This window comes from Novipirellula rosea (assembly GCF_039541335.1).
In the GTDB taxonomy this organism is placed as follows: domain Bacteria; phylum Planctomycetota; class Planctomycetia; order Pirellulales; family Pirellulaceae; genus Novipirellula; species Novipirellula rosea.
Genome location: NZ_BAABGA010000082.1, coordinates 66,223 through 83,155, shown reverse-complemented (window position 1 = coordinate 83,155; position 16,933 = coordinate 66,223). Strand labels below are relative to the sequence as shown.

Below are 16,933 nucleotides of genomic sequence, written 5' to 3'. Positions count from 1 at the left end.
GGTGCTACACTCGGGATTCCCATTCGCGGAGCTAATTCCCTTTGCCCCGGCTCAATCATGCATCTGCAGTCTTTCTTGTTGGTCGTCCTTTCGCTTAGTTGTGGTTCGTTGCCTGCGGGCGAAGTCGACATGCTGCGGGCGGTCGTGGCGACCGCTGGAATGATCGCAGCGTGGTGGATTCTTTGTCACGTCGCCGCCCGCACCACATCGCGGCAAGTCTTGGCTGGCAATATCGAGCCAATTCAGGGGGCTCAGTGGCTGGAAACCCAATTGGATGTTTTTCGCTGGCTCAGCCTAGGCGTAATCGTGATGTGTTTGGGCGGCTTTGGTTTGGCTCGATCCCTCGATACATTGCCCGTGATTCAGCATTCGATGTTCTTGCAAGCTTTGGTGTTGTTGTTTCCTGGGCTCGCGCTCGCCGCCGCAAGCTGGTCGGCCGAACATCGTTATGGTGTCGTACTCGATTACACCGATCGCGGTATCGTTTCGCACCTACGCAGCATCATCAGTTCTTTTCGTGGTGCAACGGCTTGGTTGGTCATCCCCGTGTTAATGTTGCTCGCCAGCGCGGATGCGATCTCGCAGTTGCCGATCAGCGAGGCCCAGACCGGTTGGGTCATGGGTATCTCGCTTGTGGTGTTCCTCGGTGCCGGTATGCCTTGGTTGGTTTCGCGACTATTCAAAACGTGTCCGCTCGACTCGGACACGGAAATTTGGGTGGCCAACGTGTTGTCGGCCGCGGGACTGCGTCGTACCAAAATGGTCCGCTGGCAAACCGAGGGTAACTCGTTCAACGCGTTGATTACCGGCTTTGTGCCTCCGCTTCGCACGTTGTTATTGTCGGATCGATTGCTCGACGAGCTTCCGCGAGAACAGGTCGCGATGGTGGTGTTGCATGAAGCGGCTCATCTGCGTCGTCGTCATGTGCCGCTGCGGATGTTCTCGATTTTGCCCGCCTGGGCCGTGGGAGCGATGGTGACCCATTTTGCGGGCGAGGCCAGCTGGGCAATGGTTGCGGGAAGCGTTGTCGCGATTGCGTTGACGTTGGTGATGCTGCGTTGGGTGGCCTATCGCACCGAATTTGATGCGGATGTCCAGGCCTGCCGATTCGCAGAACAAATTGCCTCGTCGGTCGAAGGGGTGCCGTCGACTTACACGGCTGCCGCCGAAACACTCAGTCGTGCTCTGATTCGCGTCACCGCTGACCACCCGGCCGCACGCAAACCAACATGGCTTCATCCTGGCGTTGTCGACCGAATTGAATGTATGCGTCGCCAACGGATCATTCCGAATAGTAGCAGCGTGACCGCAGGGACCATCGCAAACCCGGTATAACCGTGAATGAGCACTAAGGTGTGTATCGTTGCAGTGGATGTGATCGGCATCATGCATCCAAAGATGCTGGCGATCGAAAGCAGTCCTGTCACAATCGTGGTCCAAAATCCGACTTGCAGCAACGCGTTAGATCCTTGAACCCCGATCGCTTGGCCGAGTAGCAAAATTGCCAAGATCGGTAGCAGCGTGACCACTCCGCCACTGGCCATCATGTGCAGGATCAAAGTCTTGCCTTCCAAATGATCGCCCAATAACGCAGGCAGCGCCGTGGCAGCAAGGACAATCGTGCAAACGACGATGATGAACAAGCAAATCTGAGTGGCGAGTTTGATCATAGCTTCGAGAAGGATAAGGTGCGGATCGGGCTTTTAGGGGGAAGCGTGCTGCGAGCTGAAAGTTGCAACATATTAGGCGGTGGGAGGGTGGTGGCGATGGTGACCCGCTAACCGCGAAGCCATCGCGCCGACGCCGACCAACAGAATCAAACAGAGCACCAAAATCGAAGCCGCCATCACATACTTGAACGACGCTCGCCCGACAAACAATTGGTTCCAAACGAGAGATTGATTCGGGTCGAGTCCTTGCAGCGATGCCATCGTGACCCGGGTTCCTTGATCGGGACCGGGGCCAATCGATTGGACCGTCGATGCAAAGATGACGCTGTCTTCACGGTGACATTCGGTACAGCCGCCGACACCCAACGCCCATCCAGCGGGGCGAACGTTGTGCGCGATCGGCCACGTCGTCATCTCAATCGCTTCCGCGTTCTGAATCTCGTCGCGTGGAACCTGGGTAACCGTTTTCTCCTCTTCACCGCGGCGATAAACAAAGCCACTCGAGACATACACGGCGGTCTCGATCTTCAGTTCTTTCTCGAGCGATTCCAGTGACGCGGCGACCTTTTCATGAAACGATTCGTCGCCAGCCTCTTTTTGGGCCGTCACCAATTTGTCTCGCTCTTCGTCGGTTAATTCTTCGTCGGGCAGCTTGTAGCGGTCGTCGCCTAAGATCTTTTTGCGATCGGAGGAGCTCAATTTGGGCGAGATGATCTCTTCGACAAAATCACGACGCACTCGCAGCGATCGACGCGTCAAGTCGTACGTGGTTGCTGGATCAAGCGGTTGAATCTTGCCGTCGCTGAGCGAACCCCAAAAGGCAGGCCAAATGGCTCGCTGAGGATAGATCTTTCCGTCCTTCATCTTGCTGTAGATCGGGCCTGCGATCGCAGGCAATTCGAACCCGGTGCGATGCTCTTTGGACCCCAGCGAATGCGACAAACTGGTCATGATTCGCACCGCCTCTTCACGCGGAACCGGCCCGCCGTGACACGCGGTGCAGGACAGTTTGTCGAAATGCAGTGGCGGTAAACCTTGGTGATGCGGATAGGGAGCCCCCAGCCGTCCTGGGCGTGCGGCGATCGTCGACGAATTTTGTTCGTCACCGAGATGGCATCCGCTGCAAGTGAGTGTCGATGTGGCGGTCGGGTTCAACGATGACGCGGGGTTCTCTTCGCCTTCGAAACCGCGAACCGTGTGGTGTTCGATGCCGTTGCGGTGACAATCAACACACTGCATCCCCGCGCGAAGGTGAACGTCTTCGTCGTGCATCCAGCGATGTTCGATTCCCGATTCGGTGACCGTCCGTTGGCTGTGACACTGGAAGCAGGCGTTGTTATGCGGTTCACGGATCACATCCATGAATACGGTGCCATCGAGTTCAAATTTCCGCGCGTCGTAGGTGACTTTGGGCAGCTTCTGCTGAGTCGACTCGTCGCTGGGGTCCGAGCCATCCTTGATCCGCGAAACACTTCCCTTGACAGTCCCGAGTCGCAGCGCCGCGGTTGCCGCCCATGCAAAGTTTTCATCTTCGATCTGTTCACGCCGCGTGTTGAAGTCGTACACACCGCTGCTGGCGTGACAGACCATGCAATCGATTTCGATCGAACCGCTCAACGGCCAACGGTTGGGTTTTACCGAATCCGTCACAGCGTTATTCGCTTCGGCGTCGCTCTGCTCTTGATCGGCATCCGGTTTTGTCGCCGTTTTCGATTCAGCATCGTCTTCGGGAGCGACGGCCACGCCACCGCCGGCGAGTCGGCTGCCAAATTGATGCGTCATTTCCCAACGGCTGATTCCCAGTGCCCCAGGATCAAACGATCCTTTCCAATCGCGGTACGACAAGGGCAACTGAGTTCCGGTGCGTGCATCGGTCCAAATCCAAGGTTCACCCGGGCGACCATCAACCGAATCGTTCATGAAGGCGTTAAAATGCCAACCGTGCGAGATCGCGGAATAATCGTGACAGCGGCCGCAGGTGTTCAGCGGCGAATACGGTTGGTCCGATTCCGGGGTGATCTTGCGATTATTGATATCGTACAGATCAATGTGGTGAATGTAGCGAGCGTTTGAATCGCTGTGGGCGTATTTGCTGTCCGCGGCGACAACGCGGGCCCCAGGATCGCTGGCCAACCCCAGCACTACGATCGACAATCCGATCACGCGAATCATCGGCCCAATGATAGGTCTGCCGAGTCGCGGCACCCCGATTGGCGAGACGCCGCTGGCACGCCAACGGGATTGCGAAGGGGGATCAAAACAGCGACCAGCAAGGAAATCGCGAGAACGAGACATCTGAATCAGCCAACACGTTGTCGTAGAAAAGCCAAATCGGCGAAAAGTCAAACTTGAAACAAGGGAGCAATCTGCATCGAGCAGAAGAAGCGTGTTTTGGGGAGAAAAACTCGCCTATCCATTGCCGATTCTGTCGACAACCGATGCGTGTCTTCGCTGGAACTGAAATCCAAGCCGAAATGCACCCTATTCACGATTCGCCGAATCGACATCATAATTTTGTCTTGACTAGTTTATAGACCGTTTACGCAAGGATTTCGATATGGGACGTTCAGGAGTAATCACTTTCAAGGGCAATCCAATGACTTTGGAAGGCAACGATTTGGCCGTGGGAGTTGCTGCACCTGCGTTTTCGCTGCATTACGCCGAAAACGGAATTCAAACCTTGACGCTCGACGATCTGAAGGGAAAGCCTGCGATCATCAGCGTTGTGCCCAGCTTGGATACCCCCACCTGTGCGACCCAGACCAAGCGTTTCAACGAAGAACTTGGGGCGCTCGGCGACAAAATCAACGCCGTCACCGTCAGCCGCGATTTGCCATTCGCTCAAGCACGTTTCTGTGGTGCTGAAAACGTCAAAATGCGAACCGCCAGCGATTACCAAACTCACGCCTTCGGTTCGGATTACGGTTTGACCATCGAAGAGCTCAAGTTGCTCACTCGCGCCGTGATCGTGTTGGATGCCGAAGGCAAGGTCGCGTACAAGGAAATCGTTTCCGAAGTGACGCAAGAGCCTGATTACAGTGCCGCACTGGCTGCACTTCGCATGTTGGTTTGATCCACATTGCGGTGGTTGAGTGAACAAAATGGCTGACAAATCCCCTGCGGTAGTCGTTGCCGCCCTGTACCGGTTCGTTTCGCTTCCGGATTACGTCGAGCTCAAACCTCGCGTGCTTGCCGAGATGACGGCGTGCAAGGTGCGCGGCACATTGCTGCTGGCGACCGAGGGGATTAATGGGACGATTGCGGGATCACGTGAAGGGATCGACACGTTGTTGTCGATGCTTCGCTCGGACCCGCGATTGGCCGACCTTGATGTAAAAGAATCGTACTGTGACGAGATCCCGTTCAAGCGTTCGCGAGTTCGTTTGAAAAAGGAAATTGTCACGCTCGGTGTCGATGGGATTGACCCCAACGACTCGGTGGGGACCTATGTCGACCCCGAGCGTTGGAACGATTTGATCAGCGATCCCGACGTGGTTCTGATCGACACTCGCAACGATTACGAAGTGGCGATTGGGACCTTCGAAGGGGCGACCAATCCGGACACGCACACGTTTCGCGAGTTTCCGGACTATGTCGATAACAATCTTGATCCCGAAAAACACACCAAGGTGGCGATGTTTTGTACGGGGGGGATTCGCTGCGAAAAGTCGACCGCACTTTTAAAGCAGCGTGGGTTCAAAGAGGTGTATCATCTTCGCGGAGGCATTTTGAAATACCTCGAGCAGGTCCCCAAGGAAGAATCACGTTGGAATGGGGAATGCTTCGTTTTTGATGAACGCGTGGCGGTGGGACATGGATTGAGTGTCAGTGAACATGTCTTGTGTTTTGCCTGTGGTTGGCCGGTCGATACCGAGGCACAGCAGCATGCTGATTACAAGCCAGGGATTCATTGTCCGCAGTGCGTTGACAAAATTAGTGACGAACAAAAGCGTCGTTTTGCCGAGCGGCAGCGACAAGTCGAACAAGCAAAGCAAAAAAGTTAGTCCTTTTTGCTGCTTTCTTAAGGTGGGGGATTAGACCCACGCAATGGATTTAGTGATCGCTGGGACGTGATAACCTTGTTGCCATTCATTTTGGCTGATTCACGTGCCGCGGTCATCGCTTAAATCACGGATGCGTTTTTTAGGTTCAGTATGTTACAATACAGACATACCTAACCGATTGCATGAAATAGTTTGATATTACTGAGGAATTTAGATGGCGGATACGGAATTAGACAACACGGCTGAGGATACTGCGATCGAAGGTCAAGCTGGTGTGGATGCAGCAGCAACCGAATCGGCAGCCCCTGCGGCGCCGGTATTATCGTTGTCCGATATCAAGGCGGCGCCTGCAGATATCGATGAAGATGGCTTTGTCAGCATTTGGAACATCGCGGCGAACGCTTGCAATAAAAATACAGTCCAAGCACGCGAATTGGCGTCGAAGTTATTGTGCTTTCTGTGCAAGAAGCAATGTGACTTTGTCGTCACCAGCGGCAGCAATGCGGAGTACTTGGACCAATGGTTCGAGCGGGACAACAAGTTGTTGTATGACTGGAAACCCGAAAGCGAAACGGTGGATGTTGTGTCGCAGCATGCCGAAGTGCCCCACGATGCCTTTGTCAGCTTCCTGGAAAACAACAAGTTTGATCCAGCGACCGGTAAGTACACCGCCACGCGTGCCGTGCGAGTGCAGTGGTTCCAGGAAATGTGGTGCGTTGGCTAGTGATCCTGCATGGGCATGTCGATCTCGTCTAGAGAGATCCTTCAGTGCTGGGATTTGAGTACAGTGATTGAGGCAGCGGAACGCATGCGTGTTCCGCGCCGAGATTGGTGAGTCGTAATTCAGGGGGACGGAATTTCCCTTTGACTTCCTCCCCCCTCCTGCACACCGCCTCGGTCCAAGGTTCCATGTCGAATTTCCCCCGCGACAATCACGTCCCTCAAAACACAGAACCTTCGGCATCCACGAATTCAAAAGGATGCTGGTTTTATGGTTGTCTCGGTGTCTTCTTTTTTTTCACCGCAGCCGTCGGTTGTGTGGCCGCAGGAGCCTATTGGCTCTACTCGGGACAAGTCGAAAAGTTTACGGCTACCGCCCCGGTGGAACTGCCCACGGTCGATTATGCACCGGAGCAGTATGAAGAACTTGAAGCGGAAATTGAAACCTTCAAACAGTCGCTTGAGGTGCCTGAGCCTGAAATTCAATACAAAGAGTTGGTGTTAACGGCCAGCGATATCAATGCGTTGATCAGCCGGGATGAATCGCTGCGTGGCAAGTTGCATATCGAGATTGTCGAGGGGCAAGTGATCGGCGACGTCAGTGTGCCGACCGACATGTTGCCGGGCGGCGAGGGACGCTACTTCAATGCAAAAGCTCGTTTTGACGTCGCGCTCGAAGAGGGCTTGGTCGTGATCAAGTTGATCGGTGCCGAGGTCAAAGGGAGCGAGGTTCCCCAAGCGATCGTGGACGCGATGGCTGGCGAAGATTTGGCAAAAAATCTGTATAAAAATCCAGAGACCGCCAAGTGGTTGGGGCGGTTTGAGGAGATCGAATTCGAAGACGACCGTGTCCGGCTTCGTGTTCGAACCGAGACGCGAACCGAAGAGGTGTCCACGGAAGAAAATTCCGCGGAAGAAAACGTGAGTAAGTCGTCGTAGCGGAAGTCGTCAACTCTTTCGATGGGCGTTGCCGAGCCAACCGGAACGCTTTACGAGTGCCCCTTCCCTTCCTCAAAAACATAGGCGTCGTCGTAGCAAAACCGCGGTGTTTTTATTGCGGTTTGCCGCCTTGTTTCTCTTGGCTGCGGCACAGATCGCTGGCGATAAGCTGCTTGGGGTAGCGATTTCAGCTCGGAATTTCTGGCCTCACCCAGGCCGTTTTTCTCGTGATTTGTCGAGCGTGCAAGGAAAATAAATCACCGCAGCGGCGGCCAAAATTGCCGCTGATTGGTGTGAGGGCATGATCGCCCCCCGATTTTTTTGACCTCCGTATCACTCTTTACATGCGTTGGTACGATTCGCTAACGCCAATGTTGTGATTTCGAATTAGAGGAGAATCGCGATGTCTACATTTTGGTCGATTGCCGCTTTTATCGTCGCCACCGCCGTGTCCGGTGTGGCGGATCAAGGTCCATCGAATAGGACTCAGCGGGTCGATATGATCGAGCTGAATCACTTTGTCGATGAGAATGGCCGCGAAGTGTTTCAGCAGCTGATCTTCTACGATTGGTCGAAACAAGAGAAGCGTTTTCATGTCCGCGCCTGGCGGTTAGTGAAGAAGCCCTCGCAATTGCCCACCCGTCGCTGGAACCCGACACTCTACGAATGTGTTTGGCACGACGATGGCGTCCGGAAAATGGTGACATCGTCGTCGATGCGTGAGACCTGGTCGCAGCAGGACCCCGAGCGAGTGAACCGCGAGTTCCTTTCGGAAGACCGCCGCATCCCGCTCTGGGATTCACAAACCGCCCAAGCCAACGATGCAACAACAAGTCGCTAGACTTTCGTTCGATTGACGCATACCCCACGAAACTCTTGACGAGTTTCGCTGCGAGAAAATGCTTCACTGCGTTGGCCAAAACCGCTAACGATCCGTTGCCAAAATGACAAACTAACTCAGCAGTCACCGTCGCTCGAGCGTGGTGATTATGGCAAACCCTGTGCCGAATTAGAAAACTTGCAGATTCCAAAGCTGCCGAGTGCCGCCGAGGCAGTAACCTCGAAAAGTTGCGTGGTCGATTTCTTGCATTCGCCGCCGCGTGGTCGATGATTTGATGGTATGCTGGTGAGGGGATTGGCTTTGGCTTGACTCTGTGGATACTTGCCGCATCAAGCCAGAGCAGCTGCTTGCACACGAGTACGGTCCGCGGTGGTTGCTCGCATGGACACAATGGATCCGCCCTTCATCGTCAAGGCAGATGTCACTCGGCTGAAAACGGTTTCCCTGTTACTGTCCTCGACGCCGATTGCACCGCACTAACCGATAATGCCTGATCGACCTCCCTTCACTGCCGACAAACGAACGCTTCTGTTGCCTCTTGTGCTAATCGTTGTAGGGGTGGGATGGCTACTCTCGTCACTCGGTTTAGCACCCGATATCAACTGGATTTGGACACTCGGGCTTGCGGCCGCCGGGCTGCTTCCGATGGTCATGCACGGTATCGACAAAGTCACGGTTGCCATCGGTCCCTTCTTCCTCGTCGCGAGCCTGCTGTCCGTGCTCCGGCAATCCGGCCGACTTCACGTCGATCATGAAATGCCAATGCTCGTGATCTTGGCGGGCGTGCTCCTGCTGGTCGCTCGGTCGTCGATGATCCCGGTCCCGCAGTGGACGGTCTCTGCAACTGCACCGGAGACGCATTCAGCGACTGCATCAAACGGTGAATAAGCTGCCGACTCGGTCACGTATCATGGGGTAACTGCTTTGCCGCCCAAGTTGATTTTTACTCTCTTCGTATTTCTCTCGCTGGCTTGCTTCGCTGTCGTTATCTGGGGTGTCTGGCCAAGTGCAGATATGCTTGCACCCGAGTCTACTGGCGAGATCGGATTCATGGGGATGGTCGTCGTTGTCAAGTACGTCCGATACGCGGCCGGTGCGTTGTTTGCGATCGCCGCTGCCTCGGCTGTGTCGGCCGGGCTCATCTATCTCGGTGGATTGGTTGCCAAGGGACGTTCCCCTGGAACGGAAGCGGCGCCAGGCGACACCGGCACGGCTTCGCCAACAAAACGCGGATAGCTATCGGAGACACGTCGCGACCCGAGCAAAGGGACTGCAGATGTCGATACTCTATTGACTTTTGGCAGTGCCGCTTGGCTTACTTGTGGCCAACGAGTCCGGGCATGCGATCAAAGAAGTTGCGGGCGTGATCAAGGATCTCGTCGTAAGAATGAGTCTCGACATCCTCGCCGATTAATTCGACTTCGAGCGGACCCGCGTAGCGATGCTCGCGAAGCGTTTCCAGGATCGTGCGTAGTGGAACGCAGCCTTCGCCCAATAAACAGCGGTTCATTTCACCTAGCGGTGAATGGCGGGCGTCGCCAAGTTGCACCAGATGCAAATGAGGCACCACGTCGGGTAGCCAACGCACGACCTCTTCGTCCATGCCGACATGATATGTGTCTAGTACCAGCCCCAAGTTCGGACTGCCGACCGTTTCGATGATGTCGAGGGTAGATTGCAAGTCGTTCACGAACGACCATTCGTCGCCACACCCAGGGTGGAACGGTTCGAGTGATAAGCGAACGCCAAACTCTTCGGCCACTATCGCGATCTCGTGCAACGCGTCGCAGAGGGTGCGGCGAGCGTGATTGCGAATGTGATTGTTTTGGCCTCCCGCAAGCACGATCAATGTGTCGGCTTTCAAATTCGCTGCGTCGCGAACGGCGTGAATTGCATCGGCAATCGCGTCGTCGGTCGCGCGTCCATCGCTGCCGGTAAAACCGCCGACCCATGAAAGTGACGTGACGGACATGTTGGCCTCGGCCAGCAATTCGATGGTTCGGTCAAGACCAAAGTCTTCGAGCTTGGGGCGATAGACTCCGATTCCCGTGAAGCCTCGTGATGCGTACGCGTGAACGTCTTCTGAAAAACTCCATCGCAGTGTGGATAACTGGCTAATGGCAAGCATGTTCATCCGTGTGTCTTTGCTTGTCGAAAAGTGGTCCATTCCGATTTGGTTCTCAGTGAGTTTTTCGAACGAAATAATCCGGACGAATGTTTACAGAGTGCCCTGCGTCCATCACGTGCGGGTCGCAGTATGGATAGCTCGACCACTTTTGTAAAGATTCGTTTATCCGCATAGTTTGCAGAAGAAAATTTCGCAGGAAAAATCTTGCGAGCTTGCATCAAAATAAAAAGTAAGATGCAAGCGAATCCGACGTTTACCTATTGCATGTGCGGCAAACGACGCCCCTGGCTACGAGCAAGCGTTAATTGGTCATTCAGTTCATCAACGCTTAGCGGCGTGACCGGAATCGTGATCAACGACTGAGGATCGATCTCGCTGCTGATCCGTCGCTTTGCTAGCTGTTCGACTTCTTCTTCCAACGCGTCCAACCACGCGGGAACATCGAGTCCGACGCCGGTGGGGTGCCGCGTCAAAATTTCGGATTCTTCTTCGAGTAATTCGAAAGCTCGGCTTGGTTGATTGTTCTCGGCATCACGCATTGCCGGTCCCACCAGCGCCCGCATTCGATCGATCGTCATCGGTTGCACAAACCGTTCGAGGATGCGGTCGGCGACCGTCGGCATTCGCATCGCGTAGTCTTTCTGCATCTGACGAAGCTTGGTGACGTAGATCTCAGCTTCCGAATCGATGCGTTCGCTGAGACTACGGCGCCACAGGACGGACGCCGCTTCGAGTCCGCTGCGGACCAAAACTTCGTGTGCCCACATCACCGGTTTCAGGTTCCAAGCAATCCGTTCATAGCGAACTCGCAGTCGTAGAAAGTCCAAGAACATATAGACTAGATCACCACGGTCGCTTTGCGTTGTGGTGCTGTTGTAATCAAGGTACTCGGCGTGATGATCGATCAATGCCTCGTACACCAGTGCGATCGGACGCTCGGCACGCGAGATCTTCAGGGCACCCGATTCAAGATCCTCGAACAGCTTGGTGTCACAAAATTGGTCGTCCCCTTCTTCGAGGACACGTTCCAGCCAAACACCCACACCTTGATGCAAAATGGCACGAACGTTGCCAAGTTGCAAAAACATTTGAGTGAAGATTGGGTCGCCGTACTCTTTGATGAACTCGACGAGTTGCTGCCATTTCTTTGGATCGGTGACCGTTTCCAGTGGCGACAGTCGCAGTGTTTGGCTATGCGCGAGCCAGCTGCCTAGCAGTGTTTCGGTTAGTCGTTCCAGCAATGGAATCAGGTCATCGGCAATGGCCGTTTCGTCGACCGGTTCGTCTTGATCGGCTTGGCTGTTGATGCGTACTGACTCGACGATCGAAGCGACCAGGGCGCGAAATCCGACTTGGAAAAGTCCATCGAATTCGGTGACTGCGCCGACGCCGATCGGGTTCAGTTGTTCCATCTCGCGTGCCGTTTCGATCAACTGGCACGCTTCGGCGATCAAGCCACGTCGTGGCAACCACAGCATCAAGTGACGCAGCACACGTTGTCGCAATCGAGCGACGTAGATCTTCACGGGATCACCGCCACGCGACAGCGGGATGTACAGCAGGTTCTTGTCACGCAGTGCGGCTAAGAACGATGGGAACTGCTTGCGGACCGCTTCGGTATCACCGGCAATCAAGGCGGCGAACATTTTGACGCTTTTCACGTCGTCTTCGACCATCTCGTCATCGGGGTCGATCGAATCCCAGCTTGTCGTTGGATGCGCCAGTAACGCACCACAGACCAATCGCCGCGAATCGGACATCTCGACCGCAGTGCCGATGATCCGTTCCATCAGCGAATCACGCAGCACTCGATGGCGGTCATAATTCCGCATCGACTCTTTGTCACTGCCGCCCGAGGTGATTTTGTAACGACGCACTGCGTCGAGCAGTTCGAGCAGCCCGATACGATTCTCGCGAGCCCGAGCGCCCCATGCTTCAAGTGAGTGCACACGGTCGGACAGATCGTTTTCGTCTTCGTCCATGACCGCGACGTCGGCGGCAACGGCCCACATGCGAGCGAGCGACTGCATGAAGCTGAGGTGTTCGGTCAGCCGTTTTGATTCCGCTTCGAGTTCATCGCGGCTGCCGTCGTCACCGTATTCGTAGATCGCGCCTTCGTTGCCATCGTCGGTGGTATCGCGATAGGACATGTCTTCGTAAGCGGCGTCATACAGTCCCGCTTCGTCGTCATCCCCTTCCTCGATTTGCAGCAGCTCGCGATCCCAATCGCGTTTTTTCGATGTGCCAGGCGATTGGTCGAGATTGAATTCCGGTGCCGACCAAAACGACTCGGCATTGGCTTCGAGGTAGTCAAAGAATTTGCGAACGAGGGGCCAGATTTTTGCCGTGTCTTTTCCAGCGGCCTGTTTCAGCGCGGGCTGCACATAGGCTTCGCCTTCGCCTTCGAGCGAGAATCGCAATCGCAGCAACCATCGTTCGGCAAGTCGCGGCAACGAGCTGCCGCCGAGACGCAGTCCCACGCGATCGGCGTTGTTCAGCCAATGCACCAGTAGTGCCATTGCGGGCGTGAAATCGTCGCGGTCAAGCAGTGCGGAAATAACCAGGGCGTACGCGCGAGGCGAGTCAAACAGTTCAGCGTGAGGTGCCCAGAAAGCGATATTGCCTGCCTCGGCGCCCCCTTCGTGCCACAACCGCAGTGCACGCGCGACAAGTTTTGCCGAATCGTAGGATTCCAGCGGATCGGTGGCTTCGATCGAATCAATCGTGTGCGCCGCGAATTGGCGCCACCACTCGGCCATCTCGCGATAACGCGTTTCCATCTCGTCATAGGCGGGTTGGTTGTTCTGCGCTGCAGCCTCGCTCCAAACCCTCGCCATGTAACTAAACATCTGCTCGATCATGAACAACAAGTCGTCCACGCGGGCATCATGGACGCTGCATTCAGGGCTGGGGTACAAGCTAAAGTTGCCTCCAAAGCCCAGGATGTCCCAGGGGTCGATGACGGCGCCACATTCGATCGCGCGGCGAAGCAGGTCAAACGATTCCGCCGGCACTCGCAGTGCGTCCTCGATCCGTCCGGCACGCAGTGCGCGTAACCCCAGCGTCATGTCGCAATCGATCCGGCAAAACATTCTCGCTGATGCCGCAGGCACCGTATCGGATTGTCGTTTGGCCGCATCGGGATAGCCCATTCGGGCATACATCCGCGCAAGTTGAACGTGTTGAACTTGGACGGCTCGCCGCTCGGCAAGTGCCGCGTTGAGATGTTGCCGGGCTGCTCCGAACGGTTGTCGCCGCAGTTGTTGTTCCTGCGCCAAACGTTCGGCGTGGCTGCCCTGTAATTGCCGCAAGCGGTCTTCGTAAAACGCGTCCCGGTACGAAGCAATCGGCTTCATTAGCGACGTCAGCGTAATGTCGCTGGTGTAGGCACCCGGCCCCCATCCGCTGATCCCCGAAGCCATCAAGATCGTACCGGCTAAAACCGTCGCGGCTTCGGCCAGCAGTTCCGATGGTTCCATGTCGCTCGGTTCACGCAGTCGGCTCAGCAGCGCATCCAGCGTGACTTGTCGCAACACAAAGCGATCGTAATGACCATCCAATGTGATCGATCGTGTGTCCCAGCCACCGAAGTGATAGTTGGGCCGCCGGTTTACCGGATGATCGAAATCGAAAGCCCGCGGGTCAAGTGAAAGTTCTTGAACGCGGTCCAAATCGAACGAGGCGGCGCGCAGAATGTCAGGGTCGGTGTTGCGAAGCACTTCCAGCGCCGCTTCGATCACGTTGTGGTAGGGGCCAGCGGAAATGCCGGCGCCGGCGATATACAACGGGATCGGCCGAACAAACTCGTGAGCGTACGGTTCGCAGCGGCGATTCTCGAGCACCGGTACCGGGCGATAGCCAACGTAGTCGTTGAGCTGCTCGATCGCTCGGTCGACAATCTCTTCATCGCTTGCCTCAGCCGCATCACCGGCGAAGGCAATCGCCAGGATCACATCGGCAGCACGGCCCATGAAGAAGCCGTTGAACAGTAGTTCGGGCTGTTGGTGAAACAGCAGATCGCGATGGTAGTCGACGTATGCCGGAAGCAGGTCGCTCCACAGGATCTTGACGACACGCTGTGCTTGGCTGGTGTCGCGAAACGCAGCTTGGCTGGCGCGCAGCGACGCAAGCGTTTCGGTCATCCAGTCTTTGAGCACCAACCACGCGGCGGGCCCCGTCAGCGGGTCCCCTGCGGACGCTTGTTGATAGACTTCGTTCCAAGCGGTAAAGATCGCGGGGTCGCTGGTGCCGGACGAGAAGTTTAGATAACCCGCCAGTCGCCGAAGCGGTTCTTTGATTGCATCGGAAGGCGATTGGTTTGGCATCTCGTGGGGCACGTTTCGGGAAGAAAGCGTCGGTGGAAGGGAGGGTCGTCACTGCGGGAGTGTCAAAACCGCTTCCGGTGGAGCCGATTTTTTAATTCGGAGGGCCGGAAGCCTGTCCCGCTCAGTTCATGCTCTTAGCTCAGCCCTTCTTTTTCTTTTTCGTCACCGTCTTTTTGCCAGCGGTCGCTTTGGTAACCGCTTTTTTCTTGGTGGTTTTCTTTTTGGTGGCGGAGGCCTTCGCAGCGGGGGCTGCTGCTTTTACCTTGGTCGCAGTTTTTTTCTTAGCCGTTTTCTTGCTCGACTTTTTCTTCGTATTCTTACTGGCCTTTTTGGGTTTGGGCCCGTCACCGAAGATAGAGCTCCAACCGTCCGAATACTTTTCGTTTGTGCCGACTCGAAGAATGGTCATGGAATAGGTCTTTCGCAGTTGAGTGAGTGTGAGTGTGTGGTTTACACGCGTGGGGTGAAGCGGCGCGACGTGACCGAGTGCCGCTTCGTGAATGTGTGAATCGCGGATGCCTTTTTGCCAGGCCTCAGCTGTGTGTGGACAAAGCCGTGTGTGTGGACAAAGCTTCCGCCGCGAGACTAGCTCGCGTGAATGCTTTTGTAACGAGCTCGTTTGGAAACTTCGTCCGGATCGTCTCCCATCCGCTCACGAAGGTTTCGTTCGTAGATGTCAAAGTTGCCTTCGCACCACGTTAGTTTTCCGTCACCTTCGAACGCCAGGATATGAGTGGCGAGTCGATCAAGGAACCAGCGGTCGTGGCTGGTGACAACCACGCAACCGGCGAAGTTCTCAATCGCCTCTTCGAGGGCGCGTAACGTATCGACATCGAGATCGTTGGTTGGTTCGTCCAACAGCAACACATTACAACCTTTTCGTAGTAGGGTTGCCAAGTGGACTCGATTACGTTCTCCGCCGGAAAGGTTGCCGACCTTCTTTTCTTGGTCGGGGCCTTTGAAGTTAAACCGCGATACATACGAGCGAGACGCGATGCTGCGTCCGCCCATCTCGAGGTGATCGTGGCCGCCACTGATTTCCTGGAAAACGGTCTTGTTCGGATCCAACGCGTCACGACTCTGGTCGACGTAGCCCAGGTCGACGGTCTCGCCAACACGGATCGTGCCCGAGTCCGGAGTGTCTTGTCCGGTCAGCATGCGGAACAGCGTCGTTTTTCCGGCTCCGTTGGGTCCGATCACCCCGACGATACCGCCCGGTGGCAAACGGAAGCTGAGGTCGTCGATCAGGACTTTGTCGCCGAACGCTTTGTGGATGTTTTTGCCTTCGATCACCAGGTCGCCAAGGTGACGTCCCGAGGGGATTTGGATTTCCAGTTCGTCGGGTTTGTCCTCGAACGATTGAGCCGACAATTCTTCGTACGATTTGATACGCGCTTTGCTTTTCGCTTGCCGCGCCTTGGGGCTCATACGAATCCATTCTAATTCGCGAGCCAGCGTTTTGTCGCGAGCCTTTTGTGTACGTTGCTCGACGGCCAAGCGTTTCGCGCGAGCATCGAGCCAGGCGGTGTAGTTGCCCTCGAACGGGATACCTTGGCCGCGATCGATTTCCAGAATCCACTGAGCCACGTTGTCTAGGAAGTAGCGATCGTGTGTTACGGCGACCACGGTGCCGCTGTAGCGTGCGAGGTGTTGCTCGAGCCAGGCGACCGATTCGGCATCGAGGTGGTTGGTTGGTTCGTCCAGCAGCAGCAGGTCGGGTTGGCGAATCAGCAATTGGCACATCGCGATACGGCGACGTTCGCCCCCGGACAATTTGTCGATGTTCGCATCCCCGGGTGGCAGGTTCATGACCGCCATCGCGGTTTCCACTTGTCGATCGAGCTCCCACAGGTTTTGGCTGTCGATGATGTCCTGCAGCTTTGCCATCTCGTCGCAAAGTTTCATCATCTCTTTGTCATCGGTGACGTCGCCCAGCAGCACGCTGATCTCGTTGTAGCGGTCAATCACGGCGCGGCGGTCGGCCACGGCGGTCTGCACGTTCTCGAACACCGTCTTGGTTGCATCCAAGGGGGGCTCTTGTTCGAGGTAGCCAACGCTAAATCCGTTGCCCAGCCGAGCGGTGCCTTCGAATTCGGTGTCTTGTCCCGCCATGATTCGCATCAGCGTGGATTTACCGGCACCATTGGGGCCGAGGACGCCAATCTTTGCACCGGGGTAAAACGCCAAGTTCACCTCATTTAGCACCACCTTTTGGCCGTGTTTTTTGGTGAGGTTCGTGACTTGGTAAATGAATTGTCCAGCCATGGCAGAAGTCTGAAGTTAAAAGTGAAAGGTTGAAAAATGCT

At 55.6% G+C, this 16,933-nt stretch carries 14 protein-coding genes; 8 read left to right on the top strand and 6 right to left on the bottom strand.

The window, feature by feature from the left end; translation table 11 throughout:
• Positions 1-57 precede the first annotated feature (57 nt).
• A complete protein-coding gene (locus ABD971_RS27300; RefSeq protein ID WP_345326965.1) occupies positions 58-1,335 on the top strand; it encodes a M48 family metalloprotease in 1,278 nt (425 codons plus the stop codon).
• On the opposite strand, the gene ABD971_RS27295 is transcribed toward ABD971_RS27300, so the two are convergent.
• Positions 1,236-1,670 carry a hypothetical protein gene (locus tag ABD971_RS27295; RefSeq protein WP_345326964.1) on the bottom strand — a complete coding sequence of 145 codons (435 nt, stop codon included), beginning with the start codon at positions 1,668-1,670 and terminating at the stop codon, positions 1,236-1,238. The two genes, ABD971_RS27300 and ABD971_RS27295, sit on opposite strands and share 100 nt — an antisense overlap.
• A gap of 72 nt (positions 1,671-1,742) precedes the next feature.
• Positions 1,743-3,965: a hypothetical protein gene (locus ABD971_RS27290; protein ID WP_425571378.1), complete on the bottom strand. Its 2,223-nt coding sequence runs from the start codon at positions 3,963-3,965 to the stop codon at positions 1,743-1,745.
• Between the two features lie 262 nt (positions 3,966-4,227).
• Here ABD971_RS27290 and tpx point away from each other — a divergent pair, with 262 nt between their 5' ends.
• The 7 genes from tpx (at position 4,228) to ABD971_RS27255 (ending at position 9,410) form a co-directional block, all read left to right on the top strand.
• Positions 4,228-4,743, top strand: a complete 516-nt coding sequence (gene tpx, locus ABD971_RS27285) for a thiol peroxidase (protein ID WP_339937317.1) — start codon at positions 4,228-4,230, stop codon at positions 4,741-4,743.
• Positions 4,744-4,771: 28 nt separating this feature from the next.
• A complete protein-coding gene (trhO, locus tag ABD971_RS27280) occupies positions 4,772-5,674 on the top strand; it encodes an oxygen-dependent tRNA uridine(34) hydroxylase TrhO (protein ID WP_339937316.1) in 903 nt (300 codons plus the stop codon).
• A 214-nt stretch (positions 5,675-5,888) separates the two neighbouring features.
• Positions 5,889-6,398 carry a hypothetical protein gene (locus tag ABD971_RS27275; RefSeq protein ID WP_339937314.1) on the top strand — a complete coding sequence of 170 codons (510 nt, stop codon included), beginning with the start codon at positions 5,889-5,891 and terminating at the stop codon, positions 6,396-6,398.
• A gap of 185 nt (positions 6,399-6,583) precedes the next feature.
• Complete coding sequence (locus ABD971_RS27270; RefSeq protein WP_339937312.1) at positions 6,584-7,333, top strand: hypothetical protein; 750 nt, start codon at positions 6,584-6,586, stop codon at positions 7,331-7,333.
• A 403-nt stretch (positions 7,334-7,736) separates the two neighbouring features.
• Positions 7,737-8,174, top strand: a complete 438-nt coding sequence (locus ABD971_RS27265) for a hypothetical protein (protein WP_339937310.1) — start codon at positions 7,737-7,739, stop codon at positions 8,172-8,174.
• A gap of 486 nt (positions 8,175-8,660) precedes the next feature.
• The gene (locus ABD971_RS27260) at positions 8,661-9,062 is read left to right on the top strand and encodes a hypothetical protein (RefSeq protein ID WP_345326963.1); all 402 of its coding nucleotides are present in this window, start codon (positions 8,661-8,663) and stop codon (positions 9,060-9,062) included.
• A gap of 126 nt (positions 9,063-9,188) precedes the next feature.
• Complete coding sequence (locus ABD971_RS27255; protein WP_345326962.1) at positions 9,189-9,410, top strand: hypothetical protein; 222 nt, start codon at positions 9,189-9,191, stop codon at positions 9,408-9,410.
• 79 nt (positions 9,411-9,489) lie between these two features.
• On the opposite strand, the gene ABD971_RS27250 is transcribed toward ABD971_RS27255, so the two are convergent.
• The 4 genes from ABD971_RS27250 to ettA form a co-directional block, all read right to left on the bottom strand.
• The gene (locus tag ABD971_RS27250; protein WP_339937304.1) at positions 9,490-10,308 is read right to left on the bottom strand and encodes a sugar phosphate isomerase/epimerase family protein; all 819 of its coding nucleotides are present in this window, start codon (positions 10,306-10,308) and stop codon (positions 9,490-9,492) included.
• 251 nt (positions 10,309-10,559) lie between these two features.
• On the bottom strand, positions 10,560-14,627 hold the full coding sequence (locus tag ABD971_RS27245; RefSeq protein ID WP_339937302.1) for a hypothetical protein: 4,068 nt from the start codon (positions 14,625-14,627) through the stop codon (positions 10,560-10,562).
• A gap of 139 nt (positions 14,628-14,766) precedes the next feature.
• Entirely contained in the window at positions 14,767-15,036 is a 270-nt protein-coding gene (locus ABD971_RS27240) for a hypothetical protein (RefSeq protein WP_339937300.1), read from the bottom strand.
• Positions 15,037-15,212: 176 nt separating this feature from the next.
• A complete protein-coding gene (gene ettA / locus ABD971_RS27235) occupies positions 15,213-16,892 on the bottom strand; it encodes an energy-dependent translational throttle protein EttA (RefSeq protein WP_339937299.1) in 1,680 nt (559 codons plus the stop codon).
• Between the last annotated feature and the right edge of the window lie 41 nt (positions 16,893-16,933).